Raw genomic sequence first — 19,134 nt, forward strand, 5'->3', positions numbered from 1 at the left:
GGACCCTTTTCATGTCCGCAGGCGTGCCGCTGGCGTCCTGGAAGACGCAGGTGTTCGAGTCGCTGCTGGGCTTTCTGCCCGACTGGGTGCAGATCACCGTCCTGGCGCTGGTGGTGCTCGCGCTCCTGACGGCCTGGGCGCTGAAGCTCAAGCGACGGATCGCCGCCCGCCGCGCCGTGCGGACGGCCGCGCCCGTCCCCGCACAGGCGAGCGGCGCCGCTTTCCTCGGCCCGTACGCTCCGCGCAACCAAGGCGCCACAGCCGGCCGTTCGGGCACCCGCGAGCCCGGTGGCGCCGACTTCCTCGGCGCCTACGCCCCGCGCCGAGAGGACGGCGGACAGGGCTGATCCCCGTGCCCGGCTGGTGATCCGCGCCGTCCGTCAGGTGGACCGGCGGCCGGACGACGCGCCCGACGTGGGAGGATCGAAGGACGGCGGACCGGGACCCGCGCACCCCGTCCCGCCGCGCGCGTACGCGAGCAGGAGCGTGCGCTGGGCAGCACCGGGGCGCGAACACGGAGGAGCACCGTTGAGCAGGTTGCGCTGGCTGACCGCGGGGGAGTCCCACGGTCCCGCACTCGTCGCGACGCTGGAGGGCCTTCCCGCCGGCGTGCCGATCACCACGGACATGGTGGCGGACCACCTGGCGAGGCGGCGGCTCGGCTACGGTCGCGGTGCCCGGATGAAGTTCGAGCGGGACGAGGTCACGTTCCTGGGCGGTGTCCGGCACGGACTGACCCTGGGGTCCCCGGTCGCGATCATGGTGGGCAACACCGAGTGGCCCAAGTGGGAGCAGGTCATGGCGGCCGACCCGGTCGACCCGGAGGTGCTGGCCGGCCTCGCGCGCAACGCGCCGCTGACCCGCCCGCGGCCCGGCCACGCCGACCTGGCCGGCATGCAGAAGTACGGCTTCGACGAGGCCCGCCCGATCCTCGAGCGCGCCTCCGCCCGTGAGACCGCCGCCCGCGTGGCGCTGGGCGCGGTGGCGCGGTCGTACCTGAAGGAGACGGCCGGGATCGAGATCGTCTCCCACGTCGTCGAACTGTGCTCGGTGAAGGCGCCGCAGGGCGTCCTCCCCACGCCGGCCGACGTGGAGAAGCTCGACGCCGACCCGCTGCGCTGCCTGGACGCGGACACGTCGAAGGCGATGGTCGCCGAGGTCGACCAGGCGCACAAGGACGGCGACACCCTCGGCGGCGTCGTCGAGGTGCTGGCCTACGGCGTCCCCGTGGGCCTCGGGTCGCACGTGCACTGGGACCGCAAGCTGGACGCCCGGCTGGCCGGGGCCCTCATGGGCATCCAGGCCATCAAGGGCGTCGAGATCGGCGACGGCTTCGAGCTGGCCCGCGTGCCCGGATCCAAGGCGCACGACGAGATCGTCAACACGCCCGAGGGCATCAAGCGGGTCTCCGGCCGGGCCGGCGGCACCGAGGGCGGCCTGTCCACCGGCGAGCTGCTGCGCGTGCGCGCCGCGATGAAGCCGATCGCCACCGTGCCGCGCGCCCTGAAGACCGTGGACGTCACCACGGGCGAGGCCACGCAGGCCCACCACCAGCGCTCCGACGTCTCCGCCGTCCCGGCGGCCGGCATCGTCGCCGAGGCCATGGTCGCCCTGGTGCTGGCGGACGCGGTGGCGGAGAAGTTCGGCGGCGACAGCGTCACCGAGACCCGCCGCAACGTCACCTCGTACCTCGACAACCTGGCGATCCGGTGAGCCCGCGACTCGTCCTGACCGGTCCGATGGGCGTCGGCAAGTCCACCGTCGGCCGGCTCCTCGCCGAGCGTCTCGGCGTCGGGTACCGGGACACCGACGACGACATCGTCGCCGCCCAGGGCCGCGCCGTCTCCGACATCTTCGTCGAGGACGGCGAGCCCGCCTTCCGCGCCCTGGAGAAGGAGGCCGTGCGGCAGGCGCTCGCCTCCCACGACGGCGTCCTCGCCCTGGGCGGGGGCGCGGTCCTCGACCCGGACACCCGCGCGCTGCTCGCCGGGGAGCGGGTCGTCTACCTGTCGATGGACGTCGAGGAGGCGGTCCGCCGCACCGGCCTCGGCGCCGCCCGCCCACTCCTCGCGGTCAACCCGCGCAAGCAGTGGCGCGAGCTGATGGAGGCCCGCCGCCACCTGTACGAGGAGACCGCCACGGCCGTCGTGCCGACCGACGGCCGCACGCCCGACGAGGTCGCCGACGCGGTCCTCGACGCACTGGAGCTGAAGGAAGCATGAGCAACGAGGCAGTGACCCGCATCCACGTCGCGGGCACGGCGGGCACCGAGCCCTACGACGTCCTGGTCGGACGGCAGCTGCTCGGCGAGCTCCCCGGGCTGATCGGCGACAAGGCCCAGCGGGTGGCGGTCATCCACCCCGAGGCCCTCGCCGAGACCGGCGACGCGCTCCGCGCGGACCTCGCGGGCCAGGGCTACGAGGCCGTCGCCATCCAGGTGCCGAACGCCGAGGAGGCCAAGACCGCCGAGGTCGCCGCCTACTGCTGGAAGGCGCTCGGCCAGTCGAACTTCACGCGCACCGACGTCGTCGTGGGTGTCGGCGGCGGGGCCACCACGGACCTCGCCGGGTTCGTCGCCGCGACCTGGCTGCGGGGCGTGCGCTGGATCGCCGTGCCGACCACCGTGCTGGCCATGGTCGACGCGGCCGTGGGCGGCAAGACGGGCATCAACACCGCCGAGGGCAAGAACCTCGTCGGCGCCTTCCACCCGCCCGCCGGCGTCCTCTGCGACCTCGCCGCCCTCGACTCCCTCCCGGTCCACGACTACGTCTCCGGGCTCGCCGAGGTCGTCAAGGCCGGCTTCATCGCCGACCCGGTCATCCTCGACCTGATCGAGTCCGACCCCGAGGCCGCCCGCACCCCGGCCGGACCGCACACCGCCGAGCTGATCGAACGCTCGATCCGGGTGAAGGCCGACGTGGTCTCCAGCGACCTCAAGGAGTCCGGCCTCCGCGAGATCCTCAACTACGGCCACACCCTCGGCCACGCCATCGAGAAGAACGAGCGGTACAAGTGGCGCCACGGCGCCGCCGTCGCCGTGGGCATGCACTTCGCCGCCGAACTGGGCCGCCTCGCCGGCCGCCTCGACGACGCCACCGCCGACCGCCACCGCACGGTCCTCGAGGCCCTCGGGCTCCCGCTGCGCTACCGCTACGACCAGTGGCCCAAGCTGGTGGAGAACATGAAGGTCGACAAGAAGTCCCGCGGCAACCTGCTGCGCTTCGTCGTCCTCGACGGGCTCGCCAAGCCCACCGTGCTGGAGGGCCCCGACCCGGCCGTCCTCCTCGCCGCCTACGGCGAGGTGGGCGAGTAGCCGCCTGACGGGCACTCATCACCGCCCCCGGCCGTTCACACAACGACGGCAGGGGGCGGTACCGTTCGGTAACGCGGGGACGGCCCCCGCTGTCAGTGACCCATTGCCTGTACGAGACGGAGTGGCACCGGATGCAGCACGCAGTGGGTTCTCCGCTGCCGCCGCCCCACCAGCCGGGGCACGGACCGGCCGCCGGCTGGTCACCGGCCGCGCACCACCCAGGTCAGCATCAGCAGCAGGGCCCCTCGGCGCCGCCGCACGCCCAGCCGCCCGGCTACCCGGCGCCCCCGCCCCCGGCGGGCCCCCAGCACGCCTCCATGCCTCCGCCGCCGGACACCACCGGCCATGTCACGCTGCCGCCCGGCGGCCCGGTGGGCATACCGAGCGCGCCGCAGGCCCCGGCGGTCCCCGACCCGACCGCGACGACCCTCGCCGTGCTGCTCATCGGCCCCGCGGGCGCCGGCAAGACCAGCGTCGCCAAGTACTGGGCGGACCACCGCCGTGTGCCCACGGCGCACATCAGCCTCGACGACGTCCGTGAATGGGTCCGCTCCGGCTTCGCCGACCCGCAGACCGGCTGGAACGACAACTCCGAGGCGCAGTACCGGCTGGCCCGCCGCACCTGCGGCTTCGCCGCCCGCAACTTCCTGGCGAACGGCATCTCCTGCATCCTCGACGACGCGGTCTTCCCCGACCGCCCGGTCGTCGGCCTCGGCGGCTGGAAGCGGCACGTCGGCCCCGGCCTGCTGCCCGTCGTCCTCCTGCCCGGCCTGGACGTGGTCCTGGAGCGCAACGCGGAGCGCAGCGGCAACCGCCGCCTCGGCGACGAGGAAGTGGCCCGCATCCACGGCCGCATGGCCGGCTGGTACGGCTCGGGCCTGCCGATCATCGACAACTCCCAGCTGGACGTACCGGAGACGGCCCGGGTCCTCGACGACGTCCTCACCCGGGCGATCGCCAGCCCGCCGAAGTGGTGAGCCGAGTCCCCTAGGGGCGCGGGCCCCGGTGCGGAGCGGCCGCGCTGTCCCCGGTCGGCCCCGCTCGACCGGCGACATCCCGCCGCCGCTCCTACGCTCGAACCATGTCTGAGGTCTACGCGGTCCGCCGGACGCGGCTCCGGGAACGCTGCAACGCGAGCGGCAGCACCGCCGCGCTGGTGTCCCGGCCCGCCAACGTCCGCTACCTGTCCGGCGCCGCCCCCGAGAACGCCGTGCTGCTGCTCGGCAGGACCGAGGACGTCCTCGTGTGCGCGGAGCCGCCGGACGACCGCATCCCGCACAACCGCCCCGACGAGGCGCTGCGCCTGCACGTCATGACCGGCATCGGCGGCGACCCCGCCGTGGAGGCCGCCGCCCTCGCGGTCGCCCAGGGCGTCGACGCCCTCGCCGTGGAGGAGCACCACCTCACCGTCACCCGGCACCGCGCGATCCGCGACGCCGCCCCGCCCCTGCGTCTCACCGGCGTCGCCGGTGCGGTCGAACAGCTGCGTGTGGTCAAGGACGAGGAGGAGATCTCCTGTCTCCGCATCGGCGCGGAGATCGCCGACCAGGCCCTGGGCGAACTCCTGGAGTCCATCCTGGTCGGCCGCACCGAACGCCATCTCGCCCTGGAACTGGAGCGCCGCCTGGTCGACCACGGCGCCGACGGCCCGGCCTTCCCCACCTCCGTCGCCACCGGACCGAACGCCGGACGCCCCGGCCACCGGCCCACCGACCGCCGGGTGGAGGAGGGCGACTTCCTCTCCGTCTGCCTCGGCGCGACCTACCGCGGCTACCGCTGCGAGATCGGCCGCACCTTCGTCATCGGCACGGCCCCGGCCGACTGGCAGATCGAGCTGTACGACCTCGTGTTCTCCGCCCAGCGCGCGGGACGCGAGTCCCTGGCACCCGGCGCCGCATGCCGTGACGTGGACCGTGCGGCCCGCCAGGTGCTCGACTCCGCCGGGTACGCGGAGGCACTGCCCGTCCTCACCGGTCACGGCGTCGGACTGGAAATCGACGAGGACCCTCAATTGACCCCGGCGGCCATGGGTAAACTGGACGCTTGCGTGCCGGTCACCGTCGAGCCGGGGGTGCACCTCCCCGGCCGGGGCGGCGTCCGGATCGATGACACGCTCGTCGTGCGCCCCGAGGCGGACGGCGGACCCGAGCTACTCACCATCACGACCAAGGAGCTGCTCGCGCTCTAGCCTCGCGCAGTGCGCCTGCCCCCGCCCCGGCCGTCGTCCACGTCAGTCCAGTCCAGGAGATTCCGCAACCGTGGCTTCCACGAACGACCTCAAGAACGGCATGGTGCTCAAGCTCGAAGGCGGCCAGCTCTGGTCCGTCGTCGAGTTCCAGCACGTCAAGCCCGGCAAGGGCCCGGCCTTCGTGCGCACCAAGCTCAAGAACGTGCTCTCCGGCAAGGTCGTCGACAAGACCTTCAACGCCGGCGTCAAGGTCGAAACGGCCACCGTCGACAAGCGCGACATGCAGTTCTCCTACATGGACGGCGACTACTTCGTCTTCATGGACATGGAGACCTACGACCAGCTCATGGTCGACCGCAAGGCCGTCGGCGACGCCGCCAACTTCCTCGTCGAGGGCTTCACCGCCACCGTCGCCCAGCACGAGGGCGAGGTGCTCTTCGTGGAGCTCCCGGCCGCCGTCGAGCTGACGATCCAGGAGACCGAGCCGGGCGTCCAGGGCGACCGCTCCACGGGCGGCACCAAGCCCGCCACGCTGGAGACCGGCCACCAGATCCAGGTGCCGCTCTTCATCACCACCGGTGAGAAGATCAAGGTCGACACCCGCACGAGCGACTACCTCGGCCGGGTGAACAGCTAACCGTGGCTGCCCGCAACACGGCCCGCAAGCGCGCCTTCCAGATCATCTTCGAGGGCGACCAGCGCGGCACCGAGGTCCTCACGGTCCTCGCCGACTGGATCCGGCACTCCCGGTCCGACACCCGGCAGCCGCCGGTGAGCGAGTACACGATGCAGCTCGTCGAGGGCTACGCGGAGCACGCGAAGCGGATCGACGAGCTGATCGGCCAGTACTCGGTCGGCTGGACGCTCGACCGGATGCCCGTCGTGGACCGCTCCATCCTGCGGCTCGGCGCGTACGAGCTGATCTGGGTCGACGAGACCCCGGACGCGGTCGTGCTGGACGAGATGGTGCAGCTGGCGAAGGAGTTCTCCACGGACGAGTCCCCCTCGTTCGTCAACGGCCTCCTCGGCCGCCTGAAGGAACTCAAGCCTTCCCTGCGCCGCGACCAGTAGGCCGCCCGTCAGGAAGCGCCCCGTCAGGGGCGCGGGGAACTGCGCGCTCAGCCCCACCCGGCCCGCGGCCGAACAGGAACCGCAGCCGGCAGACGAAAAACCGCCGGGGTGCCGGAACCAGAAGGTTCCGGCACCCCGGCGGCACGTTTCTGCGCCCCCGCGGAGCGCCTACGCGTCCTCGTGGGACGCCACCGCGCGGCGCGCGTCCGCGTCCAGCACGCCCCAGCTGATCAGCTGCTCGGTGAGGACCGAGGGCGACTGGTCGTAGATCACGGCGAGCGTGCGCAGGTCGTCCTGGCGGATCGACAGCACCTTGCCGTTGTAGTCACCGCGCTGCGACTGGATCGTCGCCGCGTAGCGCTGGAGCGGGCCCGCCTTCTCGGCCGGCACCGTGGCCAGCCGCTCGAGGTCCAGGACCAGCTTCGGCGGCGGCTCGGCGGCCCCGCCCGGGGTCGTGCCCGGCAGCAGCTCCTGCACCGGGACGCCGTAGAAGTCCGCCAGCTCCGCGAGGCGCTGCACGGTCACGGCGCGGTCGCCGCGCTCGTACGAACCGACCACGACCGCCTTCCAGCGGCCCTGGGACTTCTCCTCGACACCGTGGAGGGAAAGGCCCTGCTGGGTGCGGATCGCCCGGAGCTTGGCCCCGAGCTGTTTGGCGTATTCGCTGGACATATAGCTCCCCGGCACTGTGTCGACGCGGATGGCTGGATTCCATACCGCGCGGCTGGTAACTCACTGTGAGGTTACGCAGCGTTACTCTCGTGCGTCAAGCCGAATGGTCCACACCGACTCTTCCGTGGTAGCGAAGATCGGTTGCTCCATCCGGGTGAAAGGGGGTGTCGCTGCGGGCGCGAGACCACCTGCTAGCCTGAGGGGCGCAATCCGACGTCCTTTAAGGTCCGTCCCGTGAGGCGGAGAAGGAGGTCCGTTTCGTATGGACACGCACGACCCCGTGTCGCCGCCCGCATCCCAGGCGGACGCACGGCCCGTTCTCGAGGCCCCCGACATCGCCCGGGTCATGACCCGCATCGCCCACGAGATCGTCGAACGCGCCAAGGGCGCCGACGACGTGGTGCTCCTCGGCATCCCGACCCGGGGCGTCTTCCTCGCCCGGCGGCTCGCCGACAGGCTCGAGCAGATCACCGAGCGCAAGGTCCCGGTCGGCTCGCTCGACATCACCATGTACCGCGACGACCTGCGCCTGCAGCCGCCGCGAGCGCTGGCCCGCACCGAGATCCCCGGTGACGGCATCGACGGCAAGCTGGTCGTCCTCGTCGACGACGTGCTCTTCTCCGGCCGCACCATCCGCGCCGCCCTCGACGCGCTGAACGACATCGGCCGCCCCCGCGCGGTGCAGCTGGCCGTGCTCGTCGACCGCGGCCACCGCGAACTGCCCATCCGCGCCGACTACGTCGGCAAGAACCTCCCCACGTCGCTGCGGGAGACGGTCAAGGTCCTGCTCGCCGAGGAGGACGGCCGCGACACCGTGCTGCTCGGCGCCAAGCAGACCTCCCAGTAGCACCGCGAAGCGCGCGCCCGACAGGTGTGCGCCGGCGCGGCACGCCCACGCGCGTACCCGTCTGCCCGATTTCGCCTCATTGAACTGCCTTTACGGAGCCTGACAGATGCAGCGTCATCTCATCTCGGCCGCCGACCTCACCCGCGACGACGCCGTCCTCATCCTCGACACCGCCGAGGAGATGGCCCGGGTGGCCGACCGGCCGATCAAGAAACTCCCCACCCTGCGCGGCCGAACCGTCGTCAACCTCTTCTTCGAGGACTCCACCCGCACCCGGATCTCCTTCGAGGCCGCCGAGAAGCGGCTCTCCGCGGACGTCATCAACTTCACCGCCAAGGGCTCCAGCGTCTCCAAGGGCGAGTCCCTCAAGGACACCGCCCAGACCCTGGAGGCCATGGGCGTCGACGCGGTCGTCATCCGGCACGGCGCTTCGGGCGCCCCCTACCGGCTCGCCACCTCCGGCTGGATCGACGCCCACGTCATCAACGCCGGCGACGGCACCCACCAGCACCCCACCCAGGCGCTGCTCGACGCCTTCACCATGCGCCGCCGCCTCGTCGGCCGGGACGCCGGGCTCGGCCAGGACCTGAACGGCCGCCGCATCACCCTCGTCGGTGACGTCCTGCACAGCCGGGTCGCCCGTTCCAACGTCGACCTGCTGCACACGCTCGGCGCCGAGGTCACCCTCGTCGCCCCGCCCACCCTGCTTCCGGTCGGCGTCGAGACCTGGCCCTGCGAGGTGTCGTACGACCTGGACTCCACGCTGCCCAAGTCCGACGCGGTGATGATGCTGCGCGTCCAGCGCGAGCGGATGAACGCCGCGTTCTTCCCCACCGAGCGGGAGTACTCGCGCCGCTACGGCCTCGACGGCGAGCGCATGGCGCGGATGCCCGAGCACGCGATCGTGATGCACCCCGGTCCGATGGTCCGCGGCATGGAGATCACCGCCGAGGTCGCCGACTCCGACCGCTGCACGGTCGTCGAGCAGGTCGCCAACGGCGTCTCCATCCGCATGGCCGTCCTGTACCTGCTGCTCGGCGGAGCCGAGTTCCAGGCCCCGAGCACGTCCGCCGCCCCCGCCCGTACCGCCGAGGAGAACTGACAACGATGAGCAAGACCCTGATCCGTGGTGCGAAGGTGCTCGGCGGCGAGCCCCAGGACGTCCTGATCGACGGCGAAACGATCACTCAGGTCGGCGCCGGCCTGTCCGCCGAGGGAGCGGAGGTCGTCGAGGCCGGCGGCAAGGTGCTGCTGCCGGGCCTGGTCGACCTGCACACCCACCTGCGCGAGCCCGGCCGCGAGGACTCCGAGACCGTCCTGACCGGCACCCGCGCGGCGGCGAGCGGCGGCTACACCAACGTCTTCGCCATGGCCAACACCTTCCCGGTGGCCGACACCGCCGGCGTCGTCGAGCAGGTCTGGCGGCTCGGCCAGGAGTCCGGCTACTGCGACGTGCAGCCGATCGGCGCCGTCACCGTCGGCCTGGAGGGACAGAAGCTCGCCGAGCTGGGCGCCATGCACGAGTCCGCGGCCGGCGTCACCGTCTTCTCCGACGACGGCAAGTGCGTCCACGACGCCGTGATCATGCGCCGCGCCCTGGAGTACGTGAAGGCCTTCGACGGCGTCGTCGCCCAGCACGCCCAGGAGCCCCGCCTCACCGAGGGCGCCCAGATGAACGAGGGCGTCGTCTCCGCCGAACTCGGCCTCGGCGGCTGGCCGGCCGTCGCGGAGGAGTCGGTCATCGCCCGCGACGTGCTGCTCGCCGACCACGTCGGCTCCCGCGTCCACATCTGCCACCTGTCGACCGCCGGCTCCGTGGAGATCGTCCGCTGGGCCAAGTCCCGCGGCATCCGCGTCACCGCCGAGGTCACCCCGCACCACCTGCTCCTCACGGACGAGCTGGTGCGCTCCTACAACCCGGTCTACAAGGTCAACCCGCCGCTGCGCACCGAGCGTGACGTGCTCGCCCTGCGCGAGGCGCTCGCCGACGGCACCATCGACATCGTCGCCACCGACCACGCCCCGCACCCGCACGAGGACAAGGACTGCGAGTGGGCCGCCGCCGCCATGGGCATGGTCGGCCTGGAGACCGCCCTGTCGGTGGTCCAGGAGACGATGGTCGACACCGGCCTGCTGGACTGGGCCGGCGTCGCCGACCGCATGTCCTTCACCCCCGCGCGCATCGGCCGCGCCGAGGGCCACGGCCGCCCCGTCTCGGCAGGTGAGCCCGCCAACCTCACCCTCGTCGACACGGCATACCGTGGACCGGTGGACCCCGCGGGCTTCGCCTCGCGCAGCCGCAACACGCCCTACGAGGGCCGCGAGCTGCCGGGCCGTGTCACCCACACCTGGCTCCGGGGCAAGGCCACGCTCGTCGACGGGAAGCTCACGTGACATCTCTCATCCTGCTGGCCGCCGAGAAGGAATCGGCGGAAGTGACCGACTGGGCCGCCCGGATCGGCTGGGTCGTCGGTCTCGCCCTCTTCGTCGCGCTCGTCTACTGGCTGATGCGCGAGGGCTGGAAGTGGCGAGGGACGCTCCAGAGCGACCTGCCGGAGCTGCACAGCGCGCCGGACGACCCCGGCCCGGCGACACTGACCATGAGCGGCCGCTACCACGGCTCGACCACCGCGGGCCAGTGGCTCGACCGCATCGTGGCGCACGGCCTGGGCACCCGCAGCCGTGCCGAGCTGACGCTCGGCGACGCCGGTCTGGACGTCGTGCGCCCCGGGGCGGAGGACTTCTTCATCCCCGCGGACGCACTGCGCGAGGCCCGGCTCGACAAGGGCATCGCCGGCAAGGTCCTCACCGAGGGCGGCCTGCTGGTGATCACCTGGCAGCACGGCGACCGGCTCATCGACTCCGGTTTCCGCTCCGACCACGCGGCGGAGCACACCGAGTGGGTCGACGCCCTCACGAACATGATCAACAAGACGGAAGGCGCACGATGACAACCTCCACCAGGGGAGCCGACAAGGTTCCCGCCGTACTCGTCCTGGAGGACGGCCGGATCTTCCGCGGCCGTGCCTACGGGGCGGTGGGGGAAACCTTCGGCGAAGCGGTGTTCTCCACCGGCATGACCGGCTACCAGGAGACCCTCACCGACCCGTCGTACCACCGCCAGGTCGTGGTGATGACCGCCCCGCACGTCGGCAACACCGGCGTCAACGACGAGGACGCCGAGTCCAAGCGGATCTGGGTCTCCGGCTACGTCGTGCGCGACCCCGCGCGCGTGCCGTCCAACTGGCGCTCGCGCCGCACCCTCGACGAGGAGCTGGCCGCCCAGGGCGTCGTCGGCATCAGCGGTGTCGACACCCGCGCCCTCACCCGCCACCTGCGGGAACGCGGCGCCATGCGCGTCGGCATCTTCTCCGGCAACGCCCTGCCCGACGAGGGCACCATGCTCGCCGAGGTCCGCCGGGCCCCCGAGATGCAGGGCGCCGACCTCTCCGCCGAGGTGGCGACCAAGGAGGCGTACGTCGTCCCCGCGCAGGGCGAGAAGAAGTTCACCGTCGCCGCCGTCGACCTCGGTATCAAGGGCATGACCCCCTACCGGATGGCCGAGCGCGGCATCGAGGTGCACGTGCTGCCCGCCACCGCGACCGTCGACGACGTCTACGCGGTCAACCCGGACGGCGTGTTCTTCTCCAACGGCCCCGGCGACCCCGCCACCGCCGACCACCCCGTCTCCGTGATGCGGGGCGTGCTGGAGCGCGGCACCCCGCTGTTCGGCATCTGCTTCGGCAACCAGATCCTCGGCCGCGCCCTCGGCTTCGGCACCTTCAAGCTGAAGTACGGCCACCGCGGCATCAACCAGCCGGTGCAGGACCGCACGACCGGCAAGGTCGAGGTGACCGCGCACAACCACGGCTTCGCCGTGGACGCCCCGCTCGACAAGGTCTCCGACACCCCGTTCGGCCGCGCCGAGGTGTCCCACGTCTGCCTGAACGACAACGTGGTGGAGGGCCTCCAGCTGCTCGACAAGCCGGCCTTCAGCGTCCAGTACCACCCCGAAGCGGCAGCGGGCCCGCACGACGCCGCCTACCTGTTCGACCGCTTCGTGAAGCTCATGGAGGGCCAGCGTGCCTAAGCGCACCGATATCCAGTCCGTCCTGGTCATCGGCTCCGGCCCGATCGTCATCGGCCAGGCCGCGGAGTTCGACTACTCCGGCACCCAGGCCTGCCGCGTCCTCAAGGCCGAGGGCCTGCGCGTCATCCTGGTCAACTCCAACCCGGCGACGATCATGACCGACCCGGAGATCGCCGACGCCACGTACGTCGAGCCGATCACGCCCGAGTTCGTCGAGAAGATCATCGCCAAGGAGCGGCCGGACGCCCTGCTGCCCACCCTGGGCGGCCAGACGGCCCTGAACACCGCGATCTCCCTGCACGGCAACGGCGTCCTGGAGAAGTACGGCGTCGAGCTGATCGGCGCCAACGTCGAGGCCATCAACAAGGGCGAGGACCGCGACCTGTTCAAGGAGGTCGTGGAGGAGGTCCGCCGCAAGATCGGTCACGGCGAGTCCGCCCGCTCCTACATCTGCCACTCCATGGACGACGTCCTCAAGGGCGTCGAGGAGCTCGGCGGCTACCCCGTCGTCGTGCGCCCGTCCTTCACCATGGGCGGCGCCGGATCCGGCTTCGCGCACGACGAGGAGGAGCTGCGCCGCATCGCCGGGCAGGGGCTCACCCTCTCGCCGACCACCGAGGTGCTCCTGGAGGAGTCCATCCTCGGCTGGAAGGAGTACGAGCTGGAGCTGATGCGCGACAAGAACGACAACGTCGTGGTCGTCTGCTCCATCGAGAACTTCGACCCCATGGGCGTGCACACCGGCGACTCGATCACCGTGGCCCCGGCGATGACGCTGACCGACCGCGAGTACCAGGTGCTGCGCGACGTCGGCATCGCGATCATCCGCGAGGTCGGCGTCGACACCGGCGGCTGCAACATCCAGTTCGCGGTCAACCCCGAGGACGGCCGGGTCATCGTCATCGAGATGAACCCGCGCGTCTCCCGGTCCTCGGCGCTCGCCTCCAAGGCGACCGGCTTCCCCATCGCCAAGATCGCGGCCAAGCTCGCCGTCGGCTACACCCTCGACGAGATCCCGAACGACATCACGCAGGAGACCCCGGCCTCCTTCGAGCCGACCCTCGACTACGTCGTCGTGAAGGCCCCGCGGTTCGCCTTCGAGAAGTTCCCGAGCGCCGACTCCACCCTCACGACCACCATGAAGTCGGTCGGCGAGGCCATGGCCATCGGCCGCAACTTCACCGAGGCGTTCCAGAAGGCGCTGCGCTCGCTGGAGAAGAAGGGCAGCCAGTTCACCTTCGTCGGCGAGCCCGGCGACAAGGCCGAGCTGCTGCGCGAGGCGGTCCGCCCCACCGACGGCCGGATCAACGCCGTCATGCAGGCCATCCGCGCGGGCGCCACGCCCGAGGAGGTCTTCGAGGCCACGAAGATCGACCCGTGGTTCGTCGACCAGCTCTTCCTCATCAAGGAGACCGCCGACGAGCTGGCCGCCGCCCCCGAGCTGACCCCGGACCTGCTCGCCGAGGCCAAGCGGCACGGCTTCTCCGACCACCAGATCGGCGAGATCCGCGGCCTGCGCGAGGACGTCGTCCGCGAGGTCCGCCACGCCCTCGGCATCCGCCCCGTCTACAAGACGGTCGACACCTGCGCCGCCGAGTTCGCCGCGAAGACGCCGTACTTCTACTCCTCCTACGACGAGGAGACCGAGGTCGCGCCACGCGAGAAGCCCGCGGTGATCATCCTGGGCTCCGGCCCGAACCGCATCGGCCAGGGCATCGAGTTCGACTACTCCTGCGTCCACGCCTCCTTCGCCCTGAGCGACGCCGGCTACGAGACCGTGATGGTCAACTGCAACCCGGAGACCGTCTCCACCGACTACGACACCTCCGACCGGCTCTACTTCGAGCCGCTCACCCTGGAGGACGTCCTGGAGATCGTCCACGCCGAGCAGCAGGCCGGACCGGTCGCGGGTGTGATCGTCCAGCTCGGCGGCCAGACCCCGCTCGGCCTCTCCCAGGCGCTCAAGGACAACGGCGTGCCCGTCGTCGGCACCTCCCCTGAGGCCATCCATGCCGCCGAGGACCGCGGCGCCTTCGGCCAGGTCCTCAAGGAGGCCGGCCTGCCCGCCCCCAAGCACGGCACCGCCACCACCTTCGCCGAGGCCAAGGCCATCGCCGACGAGATCGGCTACCCGGTCCTCGTCCGCCCGTCCTACGTGCTCGGCGGACGCGGCATGGAGATCGTCTACGACGAGAACCGGCTGGAGGCGTACATCGCCGAGTCGACCGAGATCAGCCCCTCCCGGCCGGTCCTGGTCGACCGCTTCCTCGACGACGCCATCGAGATCGACGTCGACGCCCTCTACGACGGCACCGAGCTGTACCTCGGCGGCGTCATGGAGCACATCGAGGAGGCCGGCATCCACTCCGGCGACTCGGCGTGCGCCCTGCCCCCGATCACGCTGGGCGGCTTCGACATCAAGCGGCTGCGCGCCTCCACCGAGGCCATCGCGCGCGGCGTGGGCGTACGCGGACTGATCAACATCCAGTTCGCCCTGGCCGGGGACATCCTCTACGTCCTCGAGGCCAACCCGCGCGCCTCCCGCACGGTCCCCTTCACCTCGAAGGCGACCGCGGTGCCGCTCGCCAAGGCCGCCGCCCGCATCTCGCTGGGCGCCACCGTCGCCGAACTGCGCGCCGAGGGCCTGCTCCCGGCCACCGGCGACGGCGGCGAGCTCCCGCTGGACGCGCCGATCTCCGTCAAGGAGGCCGTGATGCCGTGGTCCCGCTTCCGGGACATCCACGGCCGCGGCGTCGACACGGTCCTCGGCCCGGAGATGCGCTCCACCGGCGAGGTCATGGGCATCGACAGCGTCTTCGGCACGGCCTACGCCAAGTCGCAGGCGGGCGCCTACGGGCCGCTGCCCACCAAGGGCCGCGCCTTCATCTCGGTCGCCAACCGGGACAAGCGCTCGATGATCTTCCCGGCGCGCGAGCTGGTCGCGCACGGCTTCGAGCTGCTCGCCACCTCCGGCACCGCCGAGGTCCTCAAGCGCAACGGCATCAAGGCCACCGTCGTGCGCAAGCAGTTCGAGGGCACCGGACCCAACGGCGAGAAGACCATCGTCCAGCTCATCCACGACGGCGAGGTCGACCTCATCGTCAACACCCCGTACGGCACGGGCGGCCGGCTCGACGGCTACGAGATCCGCACCGCGGCCGTGGCCCGCTCGGTGCCCTGCCTCACCACGGTCCAGGCGCTCGCCGCCGCCGTCCAGGGCATCGACGCGCTCAACCGGGGCGACGTGGGAGTCCGCTCGCTCCAGGAACACGCGGAACAGCTGACCGCGGCCCGCGAGGACCAGTAGCCCGAAGGGGGACACCGGAAACGGTGTCCCCCTCTCCATGAGGACACCATGTACAGAATTCTCTTCACCCTGCTCTTCTCACGGATGGACCCGGAGGACGCCCACCACCTGGCCTTCCGCTGGATCCGCCGCGTCGCCCGCGTCCCGGTGCTGCGCACGTTCGTCGCCGCGGTGCTCGCCCCGCGGTACGAGGAACTCCGCACCGAGGCCCTCGGCCTGCGCCTGCACAGCCCCTTCGGGCTGGCCGCCGGCTTCGACAAGAACGCCGTCGGCATCGACGGCCTGGCGATGCTCGGCTTCGACCACGTCGAGATCGGCACCGTGACCGGCGAACCGCAGCCCGGCAACCCCAGGAAGCGGCTGTTCCGCCTGGTCCCCGACCGCGCCCTGATCAACCGCATGGGCTTCAACAACGACGGCTCGCTCGCCGTCGCCGCCCGTCTGGCCTCCCGCAGGCCCGTGTTCCGCACGGTCGTGGGCGTCAACATCGGCAAGACCAAGGTCGTCCCCGAGTCCGAGGCCGCCGCCGACTACGTGAAGTCCGCCGAACGGCTCGCGCCCCACGCCGACTACCTGGTCGTCAACGTCTCCAGCCCGAACACCCCGGGCCTGCGCAGCCTCCAGGCCGTGGACCAGCTCCGCCCGCTGCTCACCTCCGTCCGCGAGGCCGCCGACCGCGCGGTCCCGGCCCGCCGGGTGCCGCTGCTGGTGAAGATCGCCCCCGACCTGGCCGACGAGGACATCGACGCCGTCGCCGACCTCGCCGTGGAGCTCGGCCTCGACGGCATCATCGCCACCAACACCACCATCGCCCGCGAGGACCTCGGCCTGGCCTCCGGCCCCGACCTGGTCCAGGAGACCGGCGGACTGTCCGGCGCGCCCCTCAAGGCCCGCTCGCTCGAGGTGCTGCGCCGCCTCTACGCGCGCGTCGGCGACCGGATCACCCTGGTCGGCGTCGGCGGCATCGAGAACGCCGAGGACGCCTGGCAGCGCGTCCTGGCGGGCGCCACGCTGGTCCAGGGGTACAGCGCGTTCATCTACCAAGGCCCCTTCTGGGCCCGTTCCATCCACAAGGGGCTCGCCGCGCGGCTGCGCACCAGCCCCTACGCCACGCTCGCCGACGCGGTGGGCGCCGACGTGAGGACTTCCGCATGACCGTACTCGAACCCTTCGGCGCACGGCTGCGCCGCGCGATGGACGAGCGTGGCCCCCTGTGCGTGGGCATCGACCCGCACGCCTCCCTGCTGGCCGAGTGGGGCCTGGGCGACAACGTCGACGGCCTGGAGCGGTTCAGCCGCACCGTCGTCGAGGCGGTCGCCGACCGGGTCGCCGTGCTCAAGCCGCAGAGCGCCTTCTTCGAGCGGTTCGGCTCGCGCGGCGTCGCCGTGCTGGAGACCACCGTGCGGGAGGCCCGGGAGGCCGGAGCCCTGGTCGTCATGGACGCCAAGCGCGGCGACATCGGCTCCACCATGGCCGCCTACGCGGAGACCTTCCTGCACAAGGACGCGCCGCTCTTCTCCGACGCGCTCACCGTCTCACCGTACCTGGGCTACGGCTCGCTGAGCCCCGCCGTCGCGATGGCGCGGGAGTCCGGCGCCGGACTGTTCGTGCTGGCGCTGACCTCCAACCCGGAGGGCGGCGAGGTGCAGCACGCGGTGCGCGCCGACGGGCGGACGGTCGGGGCGACCGTCCTCGGCCACCTCGCGCTGGAGAACGCGGGGGAGGAGCCGCTCGGCTCCTTCGGCGCGGTCGTCGGCGCCACCCTCGGCGACCTGTCGTCCTACGACCTCGACATGGGCGGGCCCGTCCTGGCGCCGGGCATCGGGGCACAGGGGGCGACGCCGGCGGACCTCCCGGCGGTGTTCGGGCGCGCCGTGCGCAACGTGGTGCCGAACGTCAGCCGCGGGGTGTTGCGCCACGGTCCCGACACGGTCGCTCTGCGTGACGCCTCGGAGCGGTTCGCGGACGAGATCCGCGCCGCGCTGACGTCCGCCTGAGGACGCCCACCAGGGGACTCCGTGGTCGTCGCACTCTGGATACACCCTCAAATCCGACGAATTATGTCCGGAATGTCCGGCCTGACGGAGGCTGACCAGGACTTTTCCGCTGTTCTCGCTGACTCGGGCCGCCATGGACGCTAGTCTCCGACGAAGAGTGAACGGGCACGCGTTGCTCGTGACTCCCCAGGTGTGGGGCGACTAGGTTCCTCACCGGTCCGTATCCGACAGTTCGACATCCGAGGTGACGTAGGCGTGGCTCTTCCGCCCCTTACCCCTGAACAGCGCGCAGCCGCGCTCGAAAAGGCCGCCGCGGCTCGCCGGGAGCGGGCCGAGGTCAAGAATCGACTCAAGCACTCCGGCGCCTCCCTGCACGAGGTCATCAAGCAGGGCCAGGAGAACGACGTCATCGGCAAGATGAAGGTCTCCGCCCTGCTCGAGTCCCTGCCGGGCGTGGGCAAGGTCCGCGCCAAGCAGATCATGGAGCGTCTGGGGATCTCCGAGAGCCGCCGCGTGCGGGGTCTCGGTTCGAACCAGATCGCCTCCCTGGAGCGCGAGTTCGGCAGCACCGGCTCCTGACTCACGGGCCGTCCGGGACCGGCGTCCCGGACACCCCGCGATTGCTGGAATAATCGCCGCATGGCTGCAACACCCCGGGGGGCGACCCCCGTACCCCCGGACGAACGTCCGCGACTGACCGTGCTCTCCGGCCCCTCCGGGGTCGGCAAGAGCACGGTCGTCGCGCATATGCGCAAGGAACACCCCGAGGTCTGGCTCTCGGTGTCGGCGACGACCCGCAAGCCGCGCCCCGGTGAGCAGCACGGCGTCCACTACTTCTTCGTCACCGACGAGGAGATGGACAAGCTGATCGCCAACGGCGAGCTGCTGGAGTGGGCCGAGTTCGCGGGGAACCGCTACGGCACGCCCCGCGCGGCGGTGGCGGAGCACCTGGAGGCCGGGGTCCCCGTGCTCCTGGAGATCGACCTCCAGGGCGCGCGGCAGGTCCGCGAGTCCCTGGCCGACGCCCAGCTGGTGTTCCTGGCCCCTCCCTCGTGGGAGGAGCTGGTCCGCAGGCTCACCGGCCGGGGCACCGAGTCGCCCGAGGTCATCGAGCGCCGGCTGGAGGCCGCGAGGACCGAGCTCGCCGCCGAACCGGAGTTCGACACGACCCTGGTCAACACCTCCGTCGAGGAGGTAGCTCGCGAGCTGCTAGCCTTGATGAACGTCGTGTGATCGTGGACGACCGTCCGCCGGTCGAAACGACTGAATCTTTCCCATCCATCGGAAGGTAGAGCGTGTCCTCTTCCATCTCCGCGCCCGAGGGCATCATCAACCCGCCGATCGACGAGCTCCTCGAGGCCACGGACTCGAAGTACAGCCTCGTGATCTACGCGGCCAAGCGGGCCCGCCAGATCAACGCGTACTACTCGCAGCTCGGCGAAGGCCTGCTCGAGTACGTCGGTCCTCTCGTCGACACCCACGTCCACGAGAAGCCGCTGTCGATCGCGCTGCGCGAGATCAACGCGGGACTGCTGACCTCCGAGGCCGTCGACGGCCCCAACCAGTGATCGGTCAGTACGTCGTACCATCAGCTCGCAGCTGACTTTTCCACAGGCCCGGCAGACGTCTGCCGGGCCTGTGGTGTTCTC

General features: G+C 71.5%; 20 protein-coding genes. 19 read left to right on the forward strand and 1 reads right to left on the reverse strand.

The window, feature by feature from the left end; all coding sequences use genetic code 11:
* Window positions 1-11: 11 nt before the first annotated feature.
* The 8 genes from ACQZOG_RS11305 to nusB all read left to right on the forward strand — a co-directional run bounded on the left by ACQZOG_RS11305 (window position 12) and on the right by nusB (window position 6,572).
* Window positions 12-347, forward strand: a complete 336-nt coding sequence (locus ACQZOG_RS11305; RefSeq protein ID WP_430741481.1) for a hypothetical protein — start codon at window positions 12-14, stop codon at window positions 345-347.
* A gap of 181 nt (window positions 348-528) precedes the next feature.
* A complete protein-coding gene (aroC, locus tag ACQZOG_RS11310; RefSeq protein WP_033275094.1) occupies window positions 529-1,713 on the forward strand; it encodes a chorismate synthase in 1,185 nt (394 codons plus the stop codon).
* Entirely contained in the window at window positions 1,710-2,222 is a 513-nt protein-coding gene (locus ACQZOG_RS11315) for a shikimate kinase (protein WP_351034611.1), read from the forward strand. Before aroC ends, ACQZOG_RS11315 begins: the two co-directional genes overlap by 4 nt.
* Window positions 2,219-3,313, forward strand: a complete 1,095-nt coding sequence (aroB, locus tag ACQZOG_RS11320; protein WP_033275096.1) for a 3-dehydroquinate synthase — start codon at window positions 2,219-2,221, stop codon at window positions 3,311-3,313. The genes ACQZOG_RS11315 and aroB overlap by 4 nt, the downstream gene beginning before the upstream one ends.
* A 131-nt stretch (window positions 3,314-3,444) precedes the next feature.
* Complete coding sequence (locus ACQZOG_RS11325) at window positions 3,445-4,290, forward strand: Pro-rich N-terminal domain-containing protein (protein ID WP_033275097.1); 846 nt, start codon at window positions 3,445-3,447, stop codon at window positions 4,288-4,290.
* Window positions 4,291-4,394: 104 nt separating this feature from the next.
* Window positions 4,395-5,501 (forward strand): aminopeptidase P family protein, encoded by a 1,107-nt coding sequence (locus ACQZOG_RS11330; protein ID WP_163090777.1) that lies wholly within the window; start codon window positions 4,395-4,397, stop codon window positions 5,499-5,501.
* A 70-nt stretch (window positions 5,502-5,571) separates the two neighbouring features.
* Entirely contained in the window at window positions 5,572-6,138 is a 567-nt protein-coding gene (efp, locus tag ACQZOG_RS11335; RefSeq protein ID WP_006131211.1) for an elongation factor P, read from the forward strand.
* A 2-nt stretch (window positions 6,139-6,140) separates the two neighbouring features.
* Window positions 6,141-6,572, forward strand: a complete 432-nt coding sequence (nusB, locus tag ACQZOG_RS11340; protein WP_033275099.1) for a transcription antitermination factor NusB — start codon at window positions 6,141-6,143, stop codon at window positions 6,570-6,572.
* Between the two features lie 168 nt (window positions 6,573-6,740).
* On the opposite strand, the gene ACQZOG_RS11345 is transcribed toward nusB, so the two are convergent.
* Window positions 6,741-7,244, reverse strand: coding sequence for a transcriptional regulator BldD (locus ACQZOG_RS11345; protein ID WP_006131213.1), 504 nt, complete (start codon window positions 7,242-7,244; stop codon window positions 6,741-6,743).
* 262 nt (window positions 7,245-7,506) lie between these two features.
* Between ACQZOG_RS11345 and pyrR the strand changes: the two genes are divergently transcribed.
* The 11 genes from pyrR to rpoZ all read left to right on the forward strand — a co-directional run bounded on the left by pyrR (window position 7,507) and on the right by rpoZ (window position 19,053).
* Window positions 7,507-8,091, forward strand: coding sequence for a bifunctional pyr operon transcriptional regulator/uracil phosphoribosyltransferase PyrR (gene pyrR, locus ACQZOG_RS11350; protein WP_203551166.1), 585 nt, complete (start codon window positions 7,507-7,509; stop codon window positions 8,089-8,091).
* A gap of 106 nt (window positions 8,092-8,197) precedes the next feature.
* Window positions 8,198-9,193: an aspartate carbamoyltransferase catalytic subunit gene (locus tag ACQZOG_RS11355; RefSeq protein WP_033275101.1), complete on the forward strand. Its 996-nt coding sequence runs from the start codon at window positions 8,198-8,200 to the stop codon at window positions 9,191-9,193.
* Between the two features lie 5 nt (window positions 9,194-9,198).
* Entirely contained in the window at window positions 9,199-10,485 is a 1,287-nt protein-coding gene (locus ACQZOG_RS11360) for a dihydroorotase (RefSeq protein WP_033275102.1), read from the forward strand.
* Window positions 10,482-11,042 (forward strand): hypothetical protein, encoded by a 561-nt coding sequence (locus ACQZOG_RS11365; RefSeq protein WP_033275103.1) that lies wholly within the window; start codon window positions 10,482-10,484, stop codon window positions 11,040-11,042. The genes ACQZOG_RS11360 and ACQZOG_RS11365 overlap by 4 nt, the downstream gene beginning before the upstream one ends.
* Window positions 11,039-12,181, forward strand: coding sequence for a glutamine-hydrolyzing carbamoyl-phosphate synthase small subunit (gene carA / locus ACQZOG_RS11370; RefSeq protein ID WP_058915735.1), 1,143 nt, complete (start codon window positions 11,039-11,041; stop codon window positions 12,179-12,181). Before ACQZOG_RS11365 ends, carA begins: the two co-directional genes overlap by 4 nt.
* Window positions 12,174-15,488 carry a carbamoyl-phosphate synthase large subunit gene (carB, locus tag ACQZOG_RS11375; protein ID WP_033275105.1) on the forward strand — a complete coding sequence of 1,105 codons (3,315 nt, stop codon included), beginning with the start codon at window positions 12,174-12,176 and terminating at the stop codon, window positions 15,486-15,488. The genes carA and carB overlap by 8 nt, the downstream gene beginning before the upstream one ends.
* Before the next feature lie 48 nt (window positions 15,489-15,536).
* Window positions 15,537-16,643 carry a quinone-dependent dihydroorotate dehydrogenase gene (locus ACQZOG_RS11380; protein WP_033275106.1) on the forward strand — a complete coding sequence of 369 codons (1,107 nt, stop codon included), beginning with the start codon at window positions 15,537-15,539 and terminating at the stop codon, window positions 16,641-16,643.
* On the forward strand, window positions 16,640-17,485 hold the full coding sequence (gene pyrF / locus ACQZOG_RS11385) for an orotidine-5'-phosphate decarboxylase (RefSeq protein ID WP_033275107.1): 846 nt from the start codon (window positions 16,640-16,642) through the stop codon (window positions 17,483-17,485). The genes ACQZOG_RS11380 and pyrF overlap by 4 nt, the downstream gene beginning before the upstream one ends.
* A 255-nt stretch (window positions 17,486-17,740) precedes the next feature.
* Window positions 17,741-18,064, forward strand: a complete 324-nt coding sequence (locus tag ACQZOG_RS11390) for an integration host factor (protein ID WP_003977346.1) — start codon at window positions 17,741-17,743, stop codon at window positions 18,062-18,064.
* Between the two features lie 60 nt (window positions 18,065-18,124).
* Window positions 18,125-18,718, forward strand: coding sequence for a guanylate kinase (gene gmk, locus ACQZOG_RS11395; protein WP_051724516.1), 594 nt, complete (start codon window positions 18,125-18,127; stop codon window positions 18,716-18,718).
* 62 nt (window positions 18,719-18,780) lie between these two features.
* The gene (gene rpoZ, locus ACQZOG_RS11400) at window positions 18,781-19,053 is read left to right on the forward strand and encodes a DNA-directed RNA polymerase subunit omega (protein ID WP_006131222.1); all 273 of its coding nucleotides are present in this window, start codon (window positions 18,781-18,783) and stop codon (window positions 19,051-19,053) included.
* The last annotated feature ends 81 nt before the right edge of the window (window positions 19,054-19,134 follow it).

This window comes from Streptomyces sp. P13-3-3 (genome assembly GCF_050571355.1).
GTDB lineage: Bacteria > Actinomycetota > Actinomycetes > Streptomycetales > Streptomycetaceae > Streptomyces > Streptomyces althioticus.